This window comes from Acidovorax sp. BLS4 (assembly GCF_032929295.1).
Classification (GTDB): Bacteria; Pseudomonadota; Gammaproteobacteria; order Burkholderiales; family Burkholderiaceae_C; genus Paracidovorax.
Genome location: NZ_CP136797.1, coordinates 3975547 through 3994119, shown reverse-complemented (window position 1 = coordinate 3994119; position 18573 = coordinate 3975547). Strand labels below are relative to the sequence as shown.

General features: G+C 67.2%; 16 protein-coding genes and 1 pseudogene. 11 read left to right on the top strand and 6 right to left on the bottom strand.

Annotated features, from left to right (window positions below; genetic code table 11):
• The first annotated feature begins 134 nt into the window (after nucleotides 1–134).
• Nucleotides 135–1088 (top strand): FmdB family transcriptional regulator, encoded by a 954-nt coding sequence (locus tag R1Z03_RS18370; protein WP_317353705.1) that lies wholly within the window; start codon nucleotides 135–137, stop codon nucleotides 1086–1088.
• A gap of 48 nt (nucleotides 1089–1136) precedes the next feature.
• On the opposite strand, the gene R1Z03_RS18365 is transcribed toward R1Z03_RS18370, so the two are convergent.
• The 3 genes from R1Z03_RS18365 to R1Z03_RS18355 form a co-directional block, all read right to left on the bottom strand.
• Nucleotides 1137–1835, bottom strand: coding sequence for a DUF3016 domain-containing protein (locus R1Z03_RS18365; RefSeq protein ID WP_372588168.1), 699 nt, complete (start codon nucleotides 1833–1835; stop codon nucleotides 1137–1139).
• Nucleotides 1832–2803, bottom strand: a complete 972-nt coding sequence (locus tag R1Z03_RS18360) for a LysR family transcriptional regulator (RefSeq protein WP_317353703.1) — start codon at nucleotides 2801–2803, stop codon at nucleotides 1832–1834. Before R1Z03_RS18360 ends, R1Z03_RS18365 begins: the two co-directional genes overlap by 4 nt.
• 193 nt (nucleotides 2804–2996) lie before the next feature.
• Nucleotides 2997–3737, bottom strand: a complete 741-nt coding sequence (locus tag R1Z03_RS18355; RefSeq protein WP_317353702.1) for a GntR family transcriptional regulator — start codon at nucleotides 3735–3737, stop codon at nucleotides 2997–2999.
• A gap of 115 nt (nucleotides 3738–3852) precedes the next feature.
• Between R1Z03_RS18355 and R1Z03_RS18350 the strand changes: the two genes are divergently transcribed.
• From R1Z03_RS18350 to R1Z03_RS18335, 4 genes are all read left to right on the top strand, one after another.
• Nucleotides 3853–5229 (top strand): adenylosuccinate lyase family protein, encoded by a 1377-nt coding sequence (locus tag R1Z03_RS18350; RefSeq protein WP_317353700.1) that lies wholly within the window; start codon nucleotides 3853–3855, stop codon nucleotides 5227–5229.
• Between the two features lie 28 nt (nucleotides 5230–5257).
• Nucleotides 5258–6247 carry a tripartite tricarboxylate transporter substrate-binding protein gene (locus R1Z03_RS18345; protein WP_317353697.1) on the top strand — a complete coding sequence of 330 codons (990 nt, stop codon included), beginning with the start codon at nucleotides 5258–5260 and terminating at the stop codon, nucleotides 6245–6247.
• Between the two features lie 4 nt (nucleotides 6248–6251).
• Nucleotides 6252–7646 carry a class II fumarate hydratase gene (locus tag R1Z03_RS18340; protein ID WP_317353694.1) on the top strand — a complete coding sequence of 465 codons (1395 nt, stop codon included), beginning with the start codon at nucleotides 6252–6254 and terminating at the stop codon, nucleotides 7644–7646.
• Nucleotides 7647–7856: 210 nt separating this feature from the next.
• Nucleotides 7857–10064 (top strand): malate synthase G, encoded by a 2208-nt coding sequence (locus R1Z03_RS18335; RefSeq protein ID WP_317353691.1) that lies wholly within the window; start codon nucleotides 7857–7859, stop codon nucleotides 10062–10064.
• Nucleotides 10065–10122: 58 nt separating this feature from the next.
• On the opposite strand, the gene R1Z03_RS18330 is transcribed toward R1Z03_RS18335, so the two are convergent.
• Together R1Z03_RS18330 and R1Z03_RS18325 are read right to left on the bottom strand one after the other, a co-directional pair.
• The gene (locus R1Z03_RS18330) at nucleotides 10123–11340 is read right to left on the bottom strand and encodes a type II toxin-antitoxin system HipA family toxin (RefSeq protein WP_317353690.1); all 1218 of its coding nucleotides are present in this window, start codon (nucleotides 11338–11340) and stop codon (nucleotides 10123–10125) included.
• A gap of 4 nt (nucleotides 11341–11344) precedes the next feature.
• Nucleotides 11345–12970 (bottom strand): DUF262 domain-containing protein, encoded by a 1626-nt coding sequence (locus R1Z03_RS18325; protein WP_317353687.1) that lies wholly within the window; start codon nucleotides 12968–12970, stop codon nucleotides 11345–11347.
• Between the two features lie 135 nt (nucleotides 12971–13105).
• On the opposite strand from R1Z03_RS18325, the pseudogene R1Z03_RS18320 reads away from it, so the two are divergent.
• The 6 genes and pseudogenes from R1Z03_RS18320 to R1Z03_RS18295 all read left to right on the top strand — a co-directional run.
• A pseudogene (locus R1Z03_RS18320) lies at nucleotides 13106–13576 on the top strand (malate synthase G); the annotation flags it as partial.
• A gap of 226 nt (nucleotides 13577–13802) precedes the next feature.
• Nucleotides 13803–15407 (top strand): methyl-accepting chemotaxis protein, encoded by a 1605-nt coding sequence (locus R1Z03_RS18315; protein WP_317353684.1) that lies wholly within the window; start codon nucleotides 13803–13805, stop codon nucleotides 15405–15407.
• Between the two features lie 173 nt (nucleotides 15408–15580).
• Nucleotides 15581–15829, top strand: coding sequence for a cysteine-rich CWC family protein (locus R1Z03_RS18310; RefSeq protein ID WP_317353682.1), 249 nt, complete (start codon nucleotides 15581–15583; stop codon nucleotides 15827–15829).
• A gap of 37 nt (nucleotides 15830–15866) precedes the next feature.
• Entirely contained in the window at nucleotides 15867–16055 is a 189-nt protein-coding gene (locus R1Z03_RS18305) for a 4-oxalocrotonate tautomerase (protein ID WP_272549570.1), read from the top strand.
• A 30-nt stretch (nucleotides 16056–16085) separates the two neighbouring features.
• Complete coding sequence (locus R1Z03_RS18300) at nucleotides 16086–17552, top strand: DHA2 family efflux MFS transporter permease subunit (protein ID WP_272565741.1); 1467 nt, start codon at nucleotides 16086–16088, stop codon at nucleotides 17550–17552.
• 60 nt (nucleotides 17553–17612) lie between these two features.
• Complete coding sequence (locus R1Z03_RS18295) at nucleotides 17613–18380, top strand: class II glutamine amidotransferase (protein ID WP_317353679.1); 768 nt, start codon at nucleotides 17613–17615, stop codon at nucleotides 18378–18380.
• Nucleotides 18381–18404: 24 nt separating this feature from the next.
• Here R1Z03_RS18295 and R1Z03_RS18290 read toward each other — a convergent pair whose 3' ends face one another.
• Complete coding sequence (locus tag R1Z03_RS18290; protein ID WP_272565744.1) at nucleotides 18405–18557, bottom strand: hypothetical protein; 153 nt, start codon at nucleotides 18555–18557, stop codon at nucleotides 18405–18407.
• Nucleotides 18558–18573 lie beyond the last annotated feature (16 nt).

The following is an 18573-nucleotide window of genomic DNA, read 5'->3' as shown; positions in this document are numbered from 1 at the left end:
GGCGGCGCGATGGTAGCGCGCCTACGGCAGCCTGCGCCGCGTTTCGTTCGCCGGTGCAGCGCTTCGGGTGCGCGTGCGCAATCTCCGGGACTGGCGCAACAGTGAAAGCCTCTCCATTGTTGCGAGGCATGTCCATGCCGATCCAGTCCATCTCCCACACGCAGCCCAACGCCTGGCTCCAGGGCGACCAGAGCACCACCCTGCAGCAGGATCTCATCAAAAAGGTCCTGGAAATGCTGCTCGTCAGCCTGCTGGAGAAGCTGGGCAAGAAAAACGACGCGCCGTCCAGCCAGCCCGGCGGCACCCCGGCTTCCAGCCCCGCGAGCGCGCCCCCCAGCGCGTCACCCAGTCCATCACCTGGCCCGGCACCCAGCCCGTCCGCCGGTCCGGCCAGCCCCCCCTCGGGCGCTCCGGCTCCCACGCCAACGCACGACGGCACCGCCGACACGGTCCTGGCACCAGCGCCCTCTACCAGCCCGGCCATTCCCGGCAGCGGCACGGCAGGCAACGACTTCGGCACGCAGAGCGTGGCGGAAGGTGCGGGCAAGGTCTACCCGAAATTCGAGCCGGTGCTGCGCGGCGACGAGTCGCAAAAGGACGCGCAGATCCAGACCCAGGCGGACTTCGGCAAGGCGGCCGATGCCACGGCCAGGGAATACGGCCTCGACCCCAACGTGTTCCGCGCCCAGCTGGAGGTGGAATCCAACGCCTTCTCCAAGGGCTTTCAGGGCGCCATGAAGCTGGAAGGCGACCTGGGCCGTGCCGGCGAGAACAACACCTCCATCGGCCTGGGGCAGATTTCCCGCAAGTTCCTGGACGGCCGCGAATGGGCGGACGGCGGCCCCGGCAACGAACGGGTCGGCGGCCAGAAGGTCTCCACCGAGCAATACCAGGGCAGCGTGACGACGCAGTTGCGCATGGCGGCATCCAACCTGGCCCAGCGCGTGGCCGACCACGGCGGCCTGCAGCAGGGGCTGGCGTACTACGTGTCGGGCAACCCCGACCCGGGCAATGCCAACGCCAGCGCCTACATCGACCGGATCAACACGGCACTGAAGGACCCGGCGGTCGTCGGGCCCGGCCGCTGACCCGCGCAGGCGGCGAAGGCAGCGCCACGGGGTGCCGCCTTCGCCGCATCACTGCGGCGAAGGCGCTCCGATGTCCTGGCGCACCCAGTCGTCGAGCAGCGCCTTTTCATACCGCATCGGATCGCTGCCGCCCCGCCCCGCGCGGGACAGGAACGAAGGATCGCGCAGCTCGCGGCGACCGGACTGCAGCACGCGGCCATCGGCCGCCGTCCGCTGGAACTCCAGGTCGATGCGCGGCGGATACACGTCGCGCACGATGCGCACCTGCGCCAGCTGCGCGCCGCGCCCGGGCTCGAACCCGCCCGCGCGCTGCACGTCGGTGATGCGCACCGCCAGCCGCTCGCCATCGGGCAGCGCGGCGGCCGCGCGTTCGGACAGGTGCTGGCACAGGGCATCGACCCACGCCCGGCGCGCGCGGTCGGACTCGTGCGGGCCCATTCGGGCATCGCTGAAGCGGGAGGGATCGTCGTACTCCACGCTGACGATGCCGGGCGCAACCGGATGCGCCCCGCGTGCCGCGCCGGGGCCGGGAGCGGCCGGCCGTGCGGATTCCGGGGCCGGGCTTCGGCCCGCCACGGGCGCCTGGGGCGCTTCCGGGGCCGTTGGCGGCCCACCCGCGCAGCCGGCCAGCATTGCGGCGGCCGCCAGCAGGGCCAGCGCCGCGCCCGCGCGGCCGCGTCCCGGCCAGGCCATGCCCGCGGCGCGCGCCGCCGCGCCGCGCCGCCTCGGTGGGGAATGGTGGGTCATGGCAAGGCTCCTTCTTGGGTGGATGGGGCGGCGGCAGGGCCCGCCGTGCGGCGCCAGAACTCGGGCTGGCCGTAATGGTGCTTGAGGTAGTCGATCCACAGCCGCACGCGCAGCGGCATGTGCTTGCGCTGGGGAAAGACCACGTAGATGCCGTTGGGCGGCGCGGCGAAGTCTTCCAGCACGGCGGCCAGGCGGCCCGCGGCGATCTCGGCCTCGACCTCCCAGGTGCTGCGCCAGGCGATGCCCCAGCCGCCCAGGCACCAGTCGTGCAGCACCTGCCCGTCCGAGCAGTCCAGCGGACCGCCGGGTTTGAAGTGCACAACCTCGGTGCCGCCGCCCTCGGCCGCGGGCATGCGAAAGGCCCAGCCGCGCGTTTGCGAGGCGTCGCTGGAGAGCGTGAGGCAGGCGTGCTGCGCCAGATCGCCCAGGTGGCGCGGCGTGCCGTGGCGCGCCAGGTACGCCGGCGTGGCCACGCACAGGCGCCGGTTGTCGGCGATGCGCACGCTCACCAGGGAAGAATCGGGCAGGTCGCCCACGCGCACCGCGCAGTCGAACCCCTCGCCCGCCAGATCGACCACGCGGTCGCTCAGGTTGAGCGAGATGGTCACCTCGGCATGCAGGTCGCGAAAGCGCGGCACCAGCGGCGCCACGTGGCGCCGCCCAAAACCGGCCGGCGCGGTGATGCGCAGGTGCCCGGTGGCCTTGACGCCGCCGGCGGACACGCTGGCCTCGGCATTCGCCACGTCGGACAGCAGGCGCTGGCAATCTTCCAGGAAGGCGCTGCCCTCGTGCGTGAGGTGGATGCGCCGCGTGGTGCGCACCATGAGCTTGACCCCCAGGTGCTCTTCCAGCGCATCGAGCCGGCGCCCCATGATGGCCGGGGCCACGCCTTCGGCCTTGGCGGCCGCGGTGAGGCTGCCGCGCGTTGCCACCGACACGAATGACTCGAAGGCCTTGAGCTTGTCCATGGGCGCCGATTATGCGGATGGATGTCACGGATGCATGCGGGTTCCACGCTGATTGCTGACGTAGGACTTCAAGCGAAATCGGGCACCAGTGCAATTAATTCTAGGGCGTATAGCTATCAAAAAAATAGCAAACTCTGCCCCATGAATTGCACGGGGTCGCCCCGCCCCGCGCCGATCGCTCCCGCAGCCGCGCCTAGACGGCCGCGCGGGTGAGCTGCATCGACAGCGTGTAGCGGCTGGCTGGGTGCAGCGTCACGCTCACATCCATCAGTTCGCCGCCGGTGTCCACGTAGCGGCGAACGATCTTCAGCGCCGCGGAACCGGCGGGCGCCTGCAGCTCTTCGGCCAGCGACTCCGGCACCAGCGCCCCCACGATGTCCTGCCGCACCTTGGCGATGCGCAGGCCGTATTGCGCCTCCAGCAGGCTGCTGACCAGCACGTCGGGCGCGGCGCGCACATGTTCGGCCAGCTCCTGCGCGTCGAAGCGGGCCGCATCCACGTAGACCACCGTCCAGGCGATAGGCAGGTGCGGCGCGGCACCGTCCCGGCGCAGGCTGGCGATGGCAAGGCAGCGGCTGCCGGCGGCGCAGCCCAGCTCGGCGGCCAGGTCGCGGTCGAGCACCACCTCTTCGATGCGGCGCACCTCGCGCACGTGCGTGGCGCCGAACTGCACCAGGTCGTCCAGCGAGGCCAGCGTCTGCTTGTAGTGCGCATTGGGCGTGGCCGCCTCCACGCGCGTGCCCACTTTCTTGCGGCGCGACACCAGGCCGGACTGCTGCAGTTCCGAGATCGCGGCACGCACCGTGTGGCGGCTCACGCCGTAGCGGTCGCACAGCTCCAGCTCGGTCGGCAGCAGCGCGCCCACCACGTATTCGCCCGCGGCGATGCGCTCCGACAGATGGCGCGCCACCAGCGCATAGCGCGGCTCAGCCATGGGCGCAGCCTTTCACCCGGGGTAAACCCGGATTTTCTTTATGTACGTACATAAACACAATAATTCATATGTCCGAACTTAATCACCCGCGGACGCCGACGCAACCACCGACACCATGACCACCCCCGCCTTTGCCTCCAGCACCGCCATCGACTCGCTGCTCTTTCGCGACGCTTTCGGCACGCCCGCCATGCGCGCGATCTTCGCCGACCGCACGCTCGTCGCCCGCTACATCGAAGTGGAGGTGGCGCTGGCCACCGCGCAGGGCCGCTGCGGCGTGATTCCGGCCGAAGCGGCCCGCGAGATCGCCGCGCGCTGCGACCTGAACGCGCTCGACTTCGAGCTGCTGCGCCAGGAGACCGACATTGTCGGCTACCCCATCCTGCCGTTGGTGCACCAGCTGGTGAAGCAGTGCGGCGACGCCGGCCGCTACGTGCACTGGGGCGCCACCACCCAGGACATCATGGACACGGCCACGGTGCTGCAGGTGCGCGACGCGCTGGCGCTGGTGGAGGCCGACATCGCGGCCCTGCGCGGCATCCTGGCCGGCCTGGCCGAGCGCTACCGCGACACGCCCATGGCCGGGCGCACCCATCTGCAGCACGCGCTGCCCATCACCTTCGGCTACAAGGCCGCCATCTGGCTGGCGATGTTCGACCGCCATGCCGAGCGGCTGCAGGAATTGAAAAAGCGCGTGCTCGTCGGCCAGTTCGCCGGCGCCGCAGGCACGCTGGCCTCGCTGGGCGATCGCGGGCTGGAGGTGCAGGGTCTGCTGATGGAGGAGCTGCAGCTGGGCGTGCCCGCCACCACCTGGCACGTGGCGCGCGACGGGCTGGCGGAGGCGGTGAACTTCCTGGCCCTGGTGACCGGCTCGCTGGGCAAGATCGCCTACGACGTGATGCTGCTGTCGGCCACCGAGTTCGGCGAGGTGTTCGAGCCCTTCGTGCCCGGCCGCGGCGCCAGCAGCACCATGCCGCAAAAGCGCAATGCGATCTCCAGCGAACTGATGCTGGCGGCGTCCAAGTCCGTGCGCCAGCATGCCGGCCTGATGCTGGACGCCATGGTGCAGGACCTGGAGCGCGCCACCGGCCCGTGGCACGCCGAGTGGATCGCCATTCCCGAGAGCTTCGTGCTCACCGCCGGGGCCCTGAACCAGGCGCGCTTCATGCTCGGCGGCCTGATCGTCAACGAAGACCGCATGGCCAGGAACCTGGACATGACGGACGGCCTGATCGTGGCCGAGGCCGTGATGATGGGCCTGGCCCCGTTCACCGGCCGCCAGCAGGCGCACGACATCGTCTACGGCGCCTGCCGCACCGTGAACACGCAGGGCGGCACGCTGGCCGATGCGCTGGCGCGGCTGCCCGAGGTGTCGGCGCACTTCGACCGCGCGGCGATCGACCGCCTCACCGATCCCCGCAACTACCTGGGCGCCGCGCCCGGGATGGTGGACCGCGCACTGGCCCTGTCGCGCGCGCAGAAAAAAAGCTGATTCCCAAGAACGTCAACCGGAGACACGCATGCAACCTTCGACCTTCCGCCGCGCCGCCGTGGCGCTGGCCGCCGCCACCCTCGCCTTCGCCTTCGCCGCCCAGGCGCAGGGCTACCCCGCCAAGCCGCTCACCTGGATCGTGCCCTTCGCCGCCGGCGGCCCCACCGACGCCATGGCGCGCGACATCGCGCAGCGCACCAGCACGCAGTTGGGCCAGCAGATCATCATCGAGAACACGCCGGGCGCCGGCGGCACCATCGGCAGCGCCAAGGCGGCGCGCGCGCCGGCAGACGGCTACACCTTCCTCGTCGGCCACATGGGGTACATGGGCGCCGCGCCCTCGCTGTACAAGAAGCTGGCCTACGACCCGGTGAAGGACTTCGACGCCGTCTTCCGCTTCCCCGACACGCCCCTGGTGCTGCTGGTGGGCAAGAACTCGCCGTACAAGACGGCCGAGGACCTGATCGCCCACGGCCAGCAGAACCCGGGCAAGCTCAACTTCGGCAACGCCGGCGTGGGCTCCACCTCGCACCTGGTGGCGGCGCTGTTCGCCAGCCGCGCGAAGGTCGAGATCACCTCCGTGTCGTACAAGGGCGCGGCCCCGGCCATGACCGATCTGGTGGCCGGCCAGGTCGATGCGATGTTCGACCAGACCAACACCGCCCTGCCCCAGCTGGCCGGAGATCGCGTGCGCGCCGTGGCGCTCACCTCCGACAAGGCCATGCCGCAGTTCCCGGGCGTGCCCCCGCTGGGCCAGAAGGTGATTCCCGGCTTCGAGACTGCCACCTGGTACGGCATCTACGCCCCCAAGGGCACGCCGCGCGAGGCCATCCAGAAGGTCTACCAGGCCTACACCAAGGCCCTGGCCGACAAGGCCTGGACCGACAGGATGGCCGCGCAGGGCATCCGCATGCTGCCGGACGACCAGTACACGCCGGACGCCTTGGCCAGACACACCGCCACCGAGGTGGAGCGCTGGCGCAAGGTGGCGGCCGAGGCCAGGATCTCACTGGACTGACCGCATGGGCGCCGCCACCCGCACCGAGCACGACGCCTTCGGGCCGGTCGAGATCCCCGCCGACCGCCTGTGGGGCGCGCAGACCCAGCGCGCGCTGGCGGTCTTCGACATCGGCGAGGAGCGTTTTCCGGCCTGCCTGCTGCACACCTTCGGCCTGCAAAAGCAGGCGGCGGCCCGCGCCAACCGCCGCCTGGGCACGCTGGACGCCCCGCGCGCCGACGCCATCGAGGCCGCCGCCGAGGAGTTGCGCACCGGCCTGCTGGATGCGCACTTTCCGCTCACCATCTGGCAGACGGGCTCGGGCACGCAGACCAACATGAACGCCAACGAGGTGCTGGCCAACCGCGCCAACCAGTGCCTGGGCCAGCCGCCGGGCACGCGCAGCCCGGTGCACCCGAACGACCACGTGAACGCCTCGCAGTCGTCCAACGACACCTTTCCGACCGTGATGCACCTGGCGACGGCGCTGGAGCTGCGCGACCGACTGGTGCCCGCGCTCGCGCTGCTGCAGTCGCGCCTGCAGGAGCGGGCCACCGCCTTCGCCGGCGTGCTGAAGATCGCGCGCACCCACCTGATGGACGCCGTGCCCATGACGCTGGGCCAGGGCTTCGACGCCTTCGCCCACCAGGTGGGCCATGGCATCGACCGGCTGCACGCCACCCTGCCCCGCCTGTGCCTGCTGGCGCAGGGCGGCACCGCGGCCGGCACGGGGCTGAATGCGCCGCCCGGCTTCGACGTGGCGTTCTGCGAGGAGGCCAGCGCGCTGGCCGGCATGGCCTTCACGCCCAACCCGAGCAAATTCGAGGGCATGGGCGCGCACGATGCGCTGGTGGAGGTGTCCGGCGCGCTGAACGTGGTCGCCGCGTCGCTGGCCAAGATCGCCAACGACCTGCGGCTCCTGGGCTCGGGCCCGCGCTGCGGCCTCGGCGAGCTGCGCATCCCGGACGACGGGCTCACCTCGTCGATCATGCCGGGCAAGCGCAACCCGACCATCGCCGAGGTGGTGGCGCAGGCCGCCTGGCAGGTGATGGGCAACCACACCACCATCACGCTGGCCGGCGCATCGGGCCACTTCGAGCTGAACGTGGCCAAGCCGGTGCTCATCCACAACCTGCTGCAGTCCATCCGCGTGCTGGCCGACAGCGCCCGCGTGTTCGCCGAGCGCCTGGTGCAGGGCATCGAGGCCGACACCGACCGCCTGGCCGCCAACGTGGACAACGCCCTGCTGCTGGCCACCGCCCTGAACCCGGTGCTGGGCTACGACCGCGTGGCCCGCATCACGCGCGAGGCCATGGAACGCGGCATCACGCCGAAGGCCGCCGCCGTGGCGCTGGGGTTTCTCACGGGCGACGAATACGACCGAAGGGTGGACGCGCGGGCCATGGCCGGGCGCGGCTGACGGCTACCCCAAGCGCTCCGGGCGGCCGCGCAACCCCGCCCGGACCCCGCCGCCGCTTTCTTCATTTGTGCGTAAAAGTCACTGGTTCTGAGATTTTCAGGCGGTTTATGTCTGGAAAGATTTGCAATACAGTGGGTCGACATCGTGGTGACGGTCCCTAGCGGCCGTTGCCGGTTCGCATCCACCCTTTCCCAGACCCAAGAGACCTCCATGACCGACCGCACCACCGTTCACGGCCTGCAAGTGGCCACCTCCCTGCACCGCTTCGTCGAAGACCGGGTCCTGCCCGGCACGGGCGTGGACAGCGAGGCGTTCTGGAAGGGCTTCAGCGCGCTGGTGTCCGACCTGGCCCCGCGCAACATCGCCCTGCTGGCCGAGCGCGACCGCCTGCAGTCCGAACTCGACACCTGGCACCGCGCCAACCCGGGCCCGGTGCAGAACATGGCGGCGTACCGCGCCTTCCTCGAACAGATCGGCTACCTGGTGCCCCAGCCGGCCGATGTGCAGGCCACCACCGCCAACGTGGACGACGAACTCGCCACGCAGGCCGGCCCGCAGCTGGTGGTGCCGATCCTGAACGCGCGCTATGCGCTCAACGCGGCCAACGCGCGCTGGGGCTCGCTGTACGACGCGCTCTACGGCACCGACGCCATCCCCGAGACCGACGGCGCCGAAAAGGGCCAGGGCTACAACCCCGTGCGGGGCGCCCGCGTGATCGCGTTCGCCCGCGAGGTGCTCGACCAGGCCGCGCCGCTGGCCCAGGGCACGCACAAGAACGCCGCCGGCTACCGCGTGGAAGGCGGCCAGCTGGTCGTCGCGCTGGAAGGCGGCGGCACCACCGGCCTGCAGGAGCCGGCCCAGTTCGTGGGCTACCAGGGCGAGGCGTCGGCGCCTTCGTCCGTGCTGCTGCGCCACCACGGCCTGCACCTGGACCTGCAGATCGACCGCAGCACGCCCATCGGCAAGACCGATCCCGCCGGCGTGAGCGACCTGGTGGTGGAAGCCGCGCTCTCGACCATCCTGGACCTGGAAGACTCCGTGGCCGCCGTCGATGCCGAGGACAAGGTCAACGGCTACGCCAACTGGCTGGGCATCCTGAAGGCCGACCTCACCGAGCAGGTGAGCAAGGGCGGCAAGACCTTCACGCGCGGCCTGAACCCCGACCGCCTGTACACCGCCCCGGACGGCAGCGGCGAGGTGCGCCTGCACGGCCGCTCGCTCATGTTCCTGCGCAACGTGGGCCACCTCATGACCAACCCGGCCGTGCTGTGGACCGATGCGCAGGGCACGCAGCGCGAGATTCCCGAAGGCATCCTGGACGCCGTGGTCACCACCACCATCGCGCTGCACGACCTGCAGGGCAAGGGGCAGGGCGGCATCCGCAACTCGCGCAAGGGCAGCGTCTACATCGTCAAGCCCAAGATGCACGGCCCGGCCGAGGTGGCCTTCGCCAGCGACCTGTTCGGCCGCGTGGAGCAACTGCTGGGCTTGGCCGAAAACACCGTCAAGCTGGGCATCATGGACGAGGAGCGCCGCACCAGCGTCAACCTCAAGGCCTGCATCGCCGCGGCCTCGGCACGCGTGGCGTTCATCAACACCGGCTTCCTGGACCGCACGGGCGACGAGATGCACACCGCCATGCAGGCCGGCCCCATGGTGCGCAAGGGCGACATGAAGGCCAGCGCCTGGATCCAGTCGTACGAGAAGAACAACGTGCTCGTGGGCCTGTCGTGCGGCCTGCGCGGAAAGGCGCAGATCGGCAAGGGCATGTGGGCCATGCCCGACCTGATGGCCGAGATGCTCAAACAGAAGATCGCCCACCCCAAGGCCGGCGCCAACACCGCCTGGGTTCCGAGCCCCACGGGCGCCACGCTGCACGCGCTGCACTACCACCAGGTCAACGTGGCCGAGGTGCAGAAGGAGCTGGAAAAGACCGACGCCAACGCCGAGCGCGACAACCTGCTGACCGGCCTGCTCACGGTGCCCGTCACCGCCACGCCGCAGTGGAGCGATGCCGAAAAGCAACAGGAACTGGACAACAACGCCCAGGGCATCCTGGGCTACGTGGTGCGCTGGATCGACCAGGGCGTGGGCTGCTCCAAGGTGCCCGACATCCACAACGTGGGCCTGATGGAGGACCGCGCCACGCTGCGCATCAGCAGCCAGCACATGGCCAACTGGCTGCTGCACGGCGTGGTGACCGAAGCGCAGGTGCGCGAAACCTTCGAGCGCATGGCCGCCGTGGTGGACCAGCAGAACGCCGGCGATCCGCTGTACCAGAAGATGGCCGGGCGCTTCGCCGAATCGGCCGCCTACCAGGCCGCGTGCGACCTCGTCTTCAAGGGCGTGGAGCAGCCCAGCGGCTACACCGAGCCCCTGCTGCACGCCTGGCGGCTGAAGGTGAAGGCGGCGGCCTGAGTATTTGCTTGCAAAAAAAGCTGCCAGCGACTTATTGATAAGCGCTAGCAGCTATTTTTTATGCGCCCTTCAAGACAGGAATTTCATTCATATGGCTTTCGATCCTTTTTCTGGTCATTTGGTCATACCCGAAGTCGGTCGCAGCTGCGCTCCAAGCTCCACACACGGCAGTCACAGCCTCACCCACCCAGTCGCCCATTTCGCGCTCATCAAATCCAATCTTCCGCGCCAATCGCACAAAGGTTTCTACGCGCTTGTCCGCCCATAACTTGGTTCCTCCCAAATTGAGCGCCAACGAATCACTGGTCATGTACTGGATTGTTGAAACTTGATCATAGGCAGGGGATAGTTCGGCACGGACACCATCGGGGTACAAGAAACTCCAGTTCTTGTGGTGAGCATCACCATTGCCACTAGCCAGCATGAAGACCAACCTCGTCACCAGTTGCTTGAGTGCCGCGTGACCTGCCAACTCCAAGGTCAAGCGGGCGATCGTTTCATAGTTGAATTGACTGTACTTCTGCTCGGGGTAGAGATTCAAAACCTGAGCAAGGTCTTCCATATGCACGCGCCCATCCGCGCTCGGGCGATCAAATCTCCGAATAGCAAATGCTTGCGTCTCATGCCTAGGAACGCCTTCTTGTGGTAATCCAATGACTGAACTCAAGTCCAGTAAATCAATCTCTGGAATGTTGATGCCGCTGGCTGCCGCCCAACGCATAGTGGCGTACTCGTTAGCAGGCACATTAGGGAATCGGGGGTCTGGCAACTTCAATATCCAATCGCCTCCTTGCCCAGAAACTGGAATCGTCATTCCCCGGTCTATGCGGTTCGCAGAGAACTTCAGCTGGACACCTGCAAGCGAAAAATGCCATGTCCCGTCATCTAACGGTGATGCAGGGTCGCTGTCCGCCATCCAATCGGCGCTCTCCTCAGTGCCCCCCACGTTGGGCTCCACTTCGATGCGTACAGCCCCTGGAAGATCTTTTCCCAAACGCACCAACAGATCAAACTCTCGATGACCTGCTTGCTCCTCCACCAACTTCCGCAACGCCCCCTCGGGCAATAAATTGGAGAACCAGCGCGGCAAACGCGACCGCGCACGGTAATGCTTGAACAAATCATCCTCAAACTGTTGCCCTAGCACCAAGCGAGGCGATGATTTGCGATAAGACTCATAAAGATGGAACTCGCAAATTTCTGCGTCGTCAAGCGTCAAGCGACCTACCGGGACTTCATTGAGCAACACTCGAAGCTGCCTGATGACCTTGCTCATCGCCCTAGCTTTCGTCTGCAATGACCAGCGCACCGATGGACGGGCGATCCGAATCCTGCCAACGTGCTTGACGAGCAAACACCTCCGCGAAGCGCGTTTGCAAGTGGCGGGCACGCTGCCTCAAGAATTCGGCGAGATCGTCGCGCTGAAGCGCTCGTAATGCTGGCTCTTGAATGCCATGGGAAGCTAATATCGCCATGTCCGCCTCTTCTACGGCTTTGCGCAACCCTGGCCGATTTGGATGTGCTATGCGATTGGCACCCGTCAAAAGAAGCGGAAGCATATCTGCCGTGGACTTGATGATCGTAGGATATGGGGGATCCTTTTTTTCTTCACGGTAGTTCAATAGGCTTGCGATATCTAACACCTCGCCTGACTCCAGATCTCTGGGAGCCAAATCCAACAAGGCCAAAGCCTGCAATTTGCTGGCCGCATAGCGAAAGTGAAACCGGTCTTGAACCTGCGGCAAGCTGGGCTCTGTGCGCCCAACCATTGCCAACATGCGCTGAACAGACCCCTCTTCATCACCTGCAACCACGTGATCCAACGCCGTACGGGTAGAAACAGAATCACCCCGATGTGCGCCTGTGAGGGCTCCGCGCCAAATCCAGCGAACCAACAACTCTCGAGAGCGAGGCTTGGGCTCTGGATGGAAATGAAAGAACTTACCCAACGTCACAAGCGGCTGCTTATAAGGCAGGAGCAGATAGTGTGGGATTCCCGCATCTCTAGAGATGAAGTCCATTGCGAGTCGCACAGCGTGCTCGGTCTGGGTATACAAGCTTTCCGCCAGTGCCCCGTCCAAGCGAAGCGGATCATCTCGACCACTTTGAATCACATCTACGCCATGCAGAACGCGGAGTAAACGATACAGAATGTCATCGTCTAGGCGCCCAAAATTGGTCGATTGCATTAACTCCAAGGCCATCTGGGACAACGTCGAAGGTCGTTGCCCATTACGCGCGCCGTTGAGCGCATCGAACACTTCCGACGCCTCTAGGCGCTTTCCCATAGAGTTGAGACGACCAAAAATCTCACGTAAGGTACCTTCGCTTTCACTGCGAACAATGTACGCAGGAATGTCGTATTCCCTTAACCGCTTTCCCAACTGCAACGCACGCTCTCGGCGTTCCTTGCTTGGTTCCTTCTCGTACAACCACTCAAACAGTTTCTCGGAGTCCAACACACGATTCAATGGCAACCATCGGGATGCATCCTCCTCCACGGCTCCTTGCGAAGGTGGAAAGACGAACTCGGATGAGTCCAAATCAAAGTACAACGCAAAGTCTTCCGACTGCGTGTCCGAAGTCAACAGAACACGGGCCAACGAAACAAGCCTTTGCTGACCATCCACGACCAACCAAGCATCCTGCCGCTCATCTGCTCGAATTTCGAGCGCCCCCCAACGCCACTGGTCTGCAGGAGCACTGGTTTGCCAGAACAGTAAGGTACCCACCGGATATCCACGATATAAGCTATCAACCAACTTGCGTGCGTCGGAACGATCCCAAGCTAAACGGCGCTGAAATGTGGGAATCCGAAGTCTCCCTAGCGTTATCTCCAGCATTAAATCTTCGATTTTGAAAGCACGCGCTTCCGGCCGATATGCCAAAAGCTCGGGTTCTTGCATTTGCCTAACGGCTACAGATGTATCAATCGCAGGCATGACAACTTTCACTTAAACGAATGGTGCATTATGGTGAGCAACTCGGCTAGGTTGCACAAACCGCGATGAAGAGGTTTGATCGCAAGGAATGGCGACATTTTGACCCGGTTGTTGATGCTCCCCATCACCGCCAACCCAAAGTGGCGCGATGCCGAGAAGCAGCAGGAGCTGGAGTTGCGCAACAACGCCCAGGGCATCCTGGGCTACGTGGTGCGCTGGATCGACCAGGGCGTGGGCTGCTCCAAGGTGCCCGACATCCACAACGTGGGCCTGATGGAGGACCGCGCCACGCTGCGCATCAGCAGCCAGCACATGGCCAACTGGCTGCTGCACGGCGTGGTGACCGAAGCGCAGGTGCGCGAAACCTTCGAGCGCATGGCCGCCGTGGTGGACCAGCAGAACGCCGGCGATCCGCTGTACCAGAAGATGGCCGGGCGCTTCGCCGAATCGGCCGCCTACCAGGCCGCGTGCGACCTCGTCTTCAAGGGCGTGGAGCAGCCCAGCGGCTACACCGAGCCCCTGCTGCACGCCTGGCGGCTGAAGGTGAAGGCCGGCGCCGCCGTGCGCTGAACCGGCTCGGCACCTTCCGCCCGGCCGGCGCCTGGAGTGCCGGCCAGCCCCCCGTCGACGGGGCACCCATCCGGGTGCCCCGTTGTCGTTGGGCGCCCGAAAAGCACGGCTTAACAGGGGTATCCGGGTAAATCCATATGTTCCGGCAATGCGTAAGGGTTTGTAGTTGCGCTGGATCAATGCGGAGAGAATCGCCACCCAACCAAGGGTTTTCCCTAGCCTCACCATGAACCTCCAAAACATTTCCATCGGAAAACGCCTGGGCCTGGCCTTCGGCGTGCTCATCCTCTTCATCGTCACCATGCTGGGCGTGGGCACCTGGAAATTGCAGTCGGTGGCGCAAGAGACGGCTTCGATGATGGCCCTGCCCCTGACCAAGGAGCGGCTCATCTCCGACTGGTACCGCACCATCTTCAGCAACGTGCGCCGCCACAGCGTGGTGGCCCGCAGCACCGACTCCACCCTGGCGCAGCAGTTCGCGGCGGACAACGCAGCGGCCTCCAAGATGTCGTCCGAGCAGCAGAGCCAGCTGTCCAAGCTCATCAGCAGCCCGCAGGAGCAGGCCCTGTTCGACAAGGCCGGCGAAGAGCGCAAGCGCTTCGTCGTCGCCCGCGATGCCATCTACAAGGCCAAGGCCGAAGGCCGCTCCGAAGACGCCGAGCGCATCCTGAACGCCGACTTCACCCCCGCGGGCGAGCAATACCTGCAGGCCCTGCAGGCGATGCTGGACTTCCAGCGCGCGCAGATCAACGAATCCTCCGAAGCCGTGCAGGCCAATTACCAGAGCGGCCGGCTGCAGCTGATCGCGCTGGGCGCGCTGGCCACGCTGATCGCGCTGGCGCTGGCCGTGGCGATCACGCGCAGCATCACCCACCCGCTGCACGATGCCGTGACCATGGCCAAGACCGTGGCCACGGGCGACCTCACCGTGTCGTCCGACAGCACCGCGCAGGACGAGACCGGCCAGCTGCTGCGCACGCTGAACGCCATGGGCGAGCAACTGCGCACCGCCGTGGGCCAGGTGCGCCACGGGGCCGAGGGCATCGCCGTGGCCTCCAGCGAGATCGCGCGGGGCAACCTGGACCTGTCCAGCCGCACCGAAGAGCAGGCCAGCGCGCTGCAGCAGACGGCCGCGTCGATGGAGCAGATGACCGCCACCGTGCGCCAGAACGCCGACAACGCGCGCACCGCCAACCAGCTCGCGCAGGCCACCTCGGACAAGGCCGTGCGCGGCGGCGAGGTGGTGGGCAACGTGGTCTCCACGATGGGCGAGATCCACGCGGCCTCGCGCAAGATCGTGGACATCATCGGCGTGATCGACGGCATCGCCTTCCAGACCAATATCCTGGCGCTGAACGCGGCGGTCGAGGCCGCCCGGGCCGGCGAGCAGGGCCGCGGCTTCGCCGTGGTGGCGGGCGAGGTGCGCACGCTGGCGCAGCGCAGCGCGGCGGCGGCCAAGGAGATCAAGGGCCTGATCGACGACTCGGTGCAGCGCGTGGACTCGGGCAACCGGCTGGTGGAGCAGGCCGGCGAAGCCATGCGCGAGGTGGTGGACGGCGTGCGCCGCGTGACCGACCTCGTGGGCGAGATCAGCGTGGCCAGCCAGGAGCAGACCACCGGGCTGGAGCAGGTCAACCAGGCCATCTCGCAGATGGACACGGTGACGCAGCAGAACGCGGCGCTGGTCGAAGAGGCGGCCGCGGCCACCGGCTCGCTGGAATCGCAGACGGCGCAACTGGTGCGCGCGGTGGCGGTGTTCCGCGTCGGCAACGCCGATGGCGCCGGCCCGGCGCTCGCGGCAGCGCGGCACGCGCCGGCCCTCGCGGGCTGACGCGAACGGCCGGTGGCCCATGCCCGGCGCGGGCGCCGCCGGGCAATCGATTGCTATTTAATTAATAGCACAATGCCCTAGAAGAATATGCGCCGGAAGGCATTTTTGCCCATTCCCCTGTGCGGCACCCCGCCGCACTGGCGCGGTCTACACTGGCGCCTTGCCCCGACGCCATGACCGCCGCACCGCCCTCCCCCGCCCCGCTGGACCCCTCCCGCTGCCCCCTGTGCGGTGGCCGCAACCAGTGCGCCATCGAAGCCGGCGCCCCCGCCGCGGATTGCTGGTGCATGGCGGCCGACGTGTCCGTGCAGGCCCTGGCGCAACTGGCCCCCGGCCAGCGCGGCACCGCCTGCCTGTGCCCCCGGTGCGCGGCCGGAACGGGCTCCGCGCCACAGGGCGCGGCAACCGGCGCGCCGATATGATGGCCGCTCCCTTTTTTGAACTCCCTGAAGGACCGACATGCCGACGTACCACATCGAAATGATGGAAGGCCGCACCATCGAACAGAAGAAGAAGCTGGTGGAAGAGATCACCCGCGTGTCGGTGGAAATCCTCGGCGGCTCGCCCGACTCGGTGGACATCCTCATCACCGACGTCAAGCGCGAGAACTGGGCCACCGGCGGAAAGCTCTGGTCCGAGCGGACCTGATCCGGCCGGCCCCTGCCCGATTTCCGCCCGATGACCGGTCCCGGCTCCACCGCCCTGCTGCGCGAACGGTACGGCGAGCGCTACCGCTGGCTGCTCCTGTTGTCCGTGATGGTCGGCACGATGGCCTCCATCATGTCGTCGACCATCGTGAACGTGGCCATTCCCGACATGAGCCACTACTTCACGCTCGGCCAGGAACGCGCGCAGTGGGTGTCGTCGGGTTTCATGGTGGCCACCACGGTCGCCATGCTCACCACCCCCTGGCTGCTGGCCCGCTTCGGCTACCGCGCGACCTACGTGGGCGCCATGGTGCTGCTGCTGGTGGGCGGCATCGGCGGCGGCGTGGCCAGCCACTACGGGCTGGTGCTGGCCGCCCGGGTGCTCGAAGGGCTGGCCGCGGGCGTGGTGCAGCCGATTCCGGCGGTCATCATCCTCTACGCCTTCCAGCCGCACGAGCAGGGCCGCGCAAGCGGCATCTTCGGCATGGGCGTGGTCCTGGCACCGGCCATCGGCCCGAGCATCGGCGGGCTGCTGGTGGACTGGTTCGGCTGGCGCTCGATCTTCTTCATGGTGGTGCCGTTCTGCATCGCCTCCATCGCATTGGCCTATCGGTTCGTGCCGGTCAGCAGCCCCGGCGGCGCCGTGGCCGGCCAGTCCGGCAACGCGCTGGACTGGCGCGGGCTGGTGCTGGGCGCGGTCGGCACGCTGTGCCTGCTCAACGGCCTGGTGGCGCTGCACGGCGGGCCAGGCCTGCAGGCCGGCGCGCTGCTGCTGGCGGCCTTCGCGGCCCTGGCCGTCTTCATCGCGTGGCAGCGCCGGCAACTGGCGCGCGGCGCCACGCCGCTCATGGACCTGCGCCTGTTCGAATACCGGCAGTTCGCCATGGGCAGCATCGTGGCCTTCATCTACGGCACGGCGCTCTTCGGCTCCACCTACCTGCTGCCGGTGTTCATGCAGCTGGGCCTGCAGCTGTCGGCCTCGCACGTGGGCACCATCATGCTGCCGGCGGGCATCGTGCTGGCCATCACCATTCCCATCGTGGGCCGGCTGGCCGACCGCCACCCCACGCACTGGCTGGTGGGCACGGGCCTGGCGCTGCTGGCGATCTCGTTTGCGCTCATGGTGCTGGTCGATCTGACCAGCGGGCTGTGGATGCTGGTGGTGTTCGCGGTGCTGGGGCGCATCGGGCTCGGGTTCATCCTGCCCTCGCTCAACCTGGGGGCCATGCGGCCGCTGGCCAAGCCGCTCATCGCGCAGGGCTCCAGCGCCATCAGCTTCGTGCGCATGCTGGGCGGCGCAGCCGGCGTGAGCCTGTGCGGGATCGTGCTCGAATGGCGCATCGCCGCGCATGGCGACTCGCTGCAGAACGCGGTCAGCAGCCCGGCGCGCATCGCCGCCTTCGGCGAAACCTTCCTGCTGCTCACCGGCCTGTGCCTGCTGGCGCTGGTGGCCGCGTGGCAGCTGCGCGCGCCCAAAGCCGCAGCGCCGGGCCGCTAAGCCCGATCCCGTCCCTGGCCTTCCGCCCTTCGTCCTTTTCCTTCTTTTCTCCCAAAGCCCATGTGCCAGTTGCTCGGAATGAATGCCAACACGCCGACCGACGTGACGTTCAGCTTCACGGGGTTCGCGCAGCGTGCCGGCAACACGGCGGATCATTCCGACGGCTGGGGCATCGCGTTCTTCGAAGACAAGGGCCTGCGCCATTTCGTGGACCACCAGCGCGCGGTGGACTCGCCCGTGGCCGAGCTGATCCGCCGCTACCCCATCCAGAGCCGCAATGTCATCGCCCACATCCGCAAGGCCACGCAGGGCAGCGTCTCGCTGCAGAACTGCCACCCGTTCGTGCGCGAGTTGTGGGGCCGGTACTGGGTGTTCGCGCACAACGGCGACCTCAAGGACTTCCGCCCACGGCTGCATTCGCACTTCCACCCCGTGGGCACGACGGACAGCGAGCATGCCTTCTGCTGGATCATGCAGGAGTTGGCCAAGTCCCACGCGGGCGTGCCCAGCATTCCGGAGCTGACCATCACCCTGCGCGAACTGGCCGCGCGCATCGCCCCGCACGGCACGTTCAACTTCCTGCTGTCGAACGGCCAGGCGCTGTGGGCGCATGCCTCCACGCAGCTCTACTACATCGAGCGGCGCCACCCTTTCTCGCAGGCACGCCTGTGCGACGAAGACCTGCGCATCGATTTTTCCGCCCACACCACGCCGCAGGACCGCGTGGCCGTCGTCGTGACCGCGCCGCTCACCAGCGATGAGCGGTGGACCGCTTTCCAGAGCGGCGAGTTGCGGGTGTTCGTGGACGGGGCCTGCGCCACGCCGTAGCGCGCTGGCACGGCGGGCGCGGCATCAGCCCAGCGGTTTCCACACGGGCGGTTCGGGGTCGGGATAGAACGGCACGCCGCCCCGCCCCGCCGGCTTGAACATCGCCTCCCGCTGGCGCTGGCGCTTGATCTCCCGGGGCTTGGCTTTATCGGAACACTGGCGGTGCGAACGGGACATGGACGGACCTCGCAAA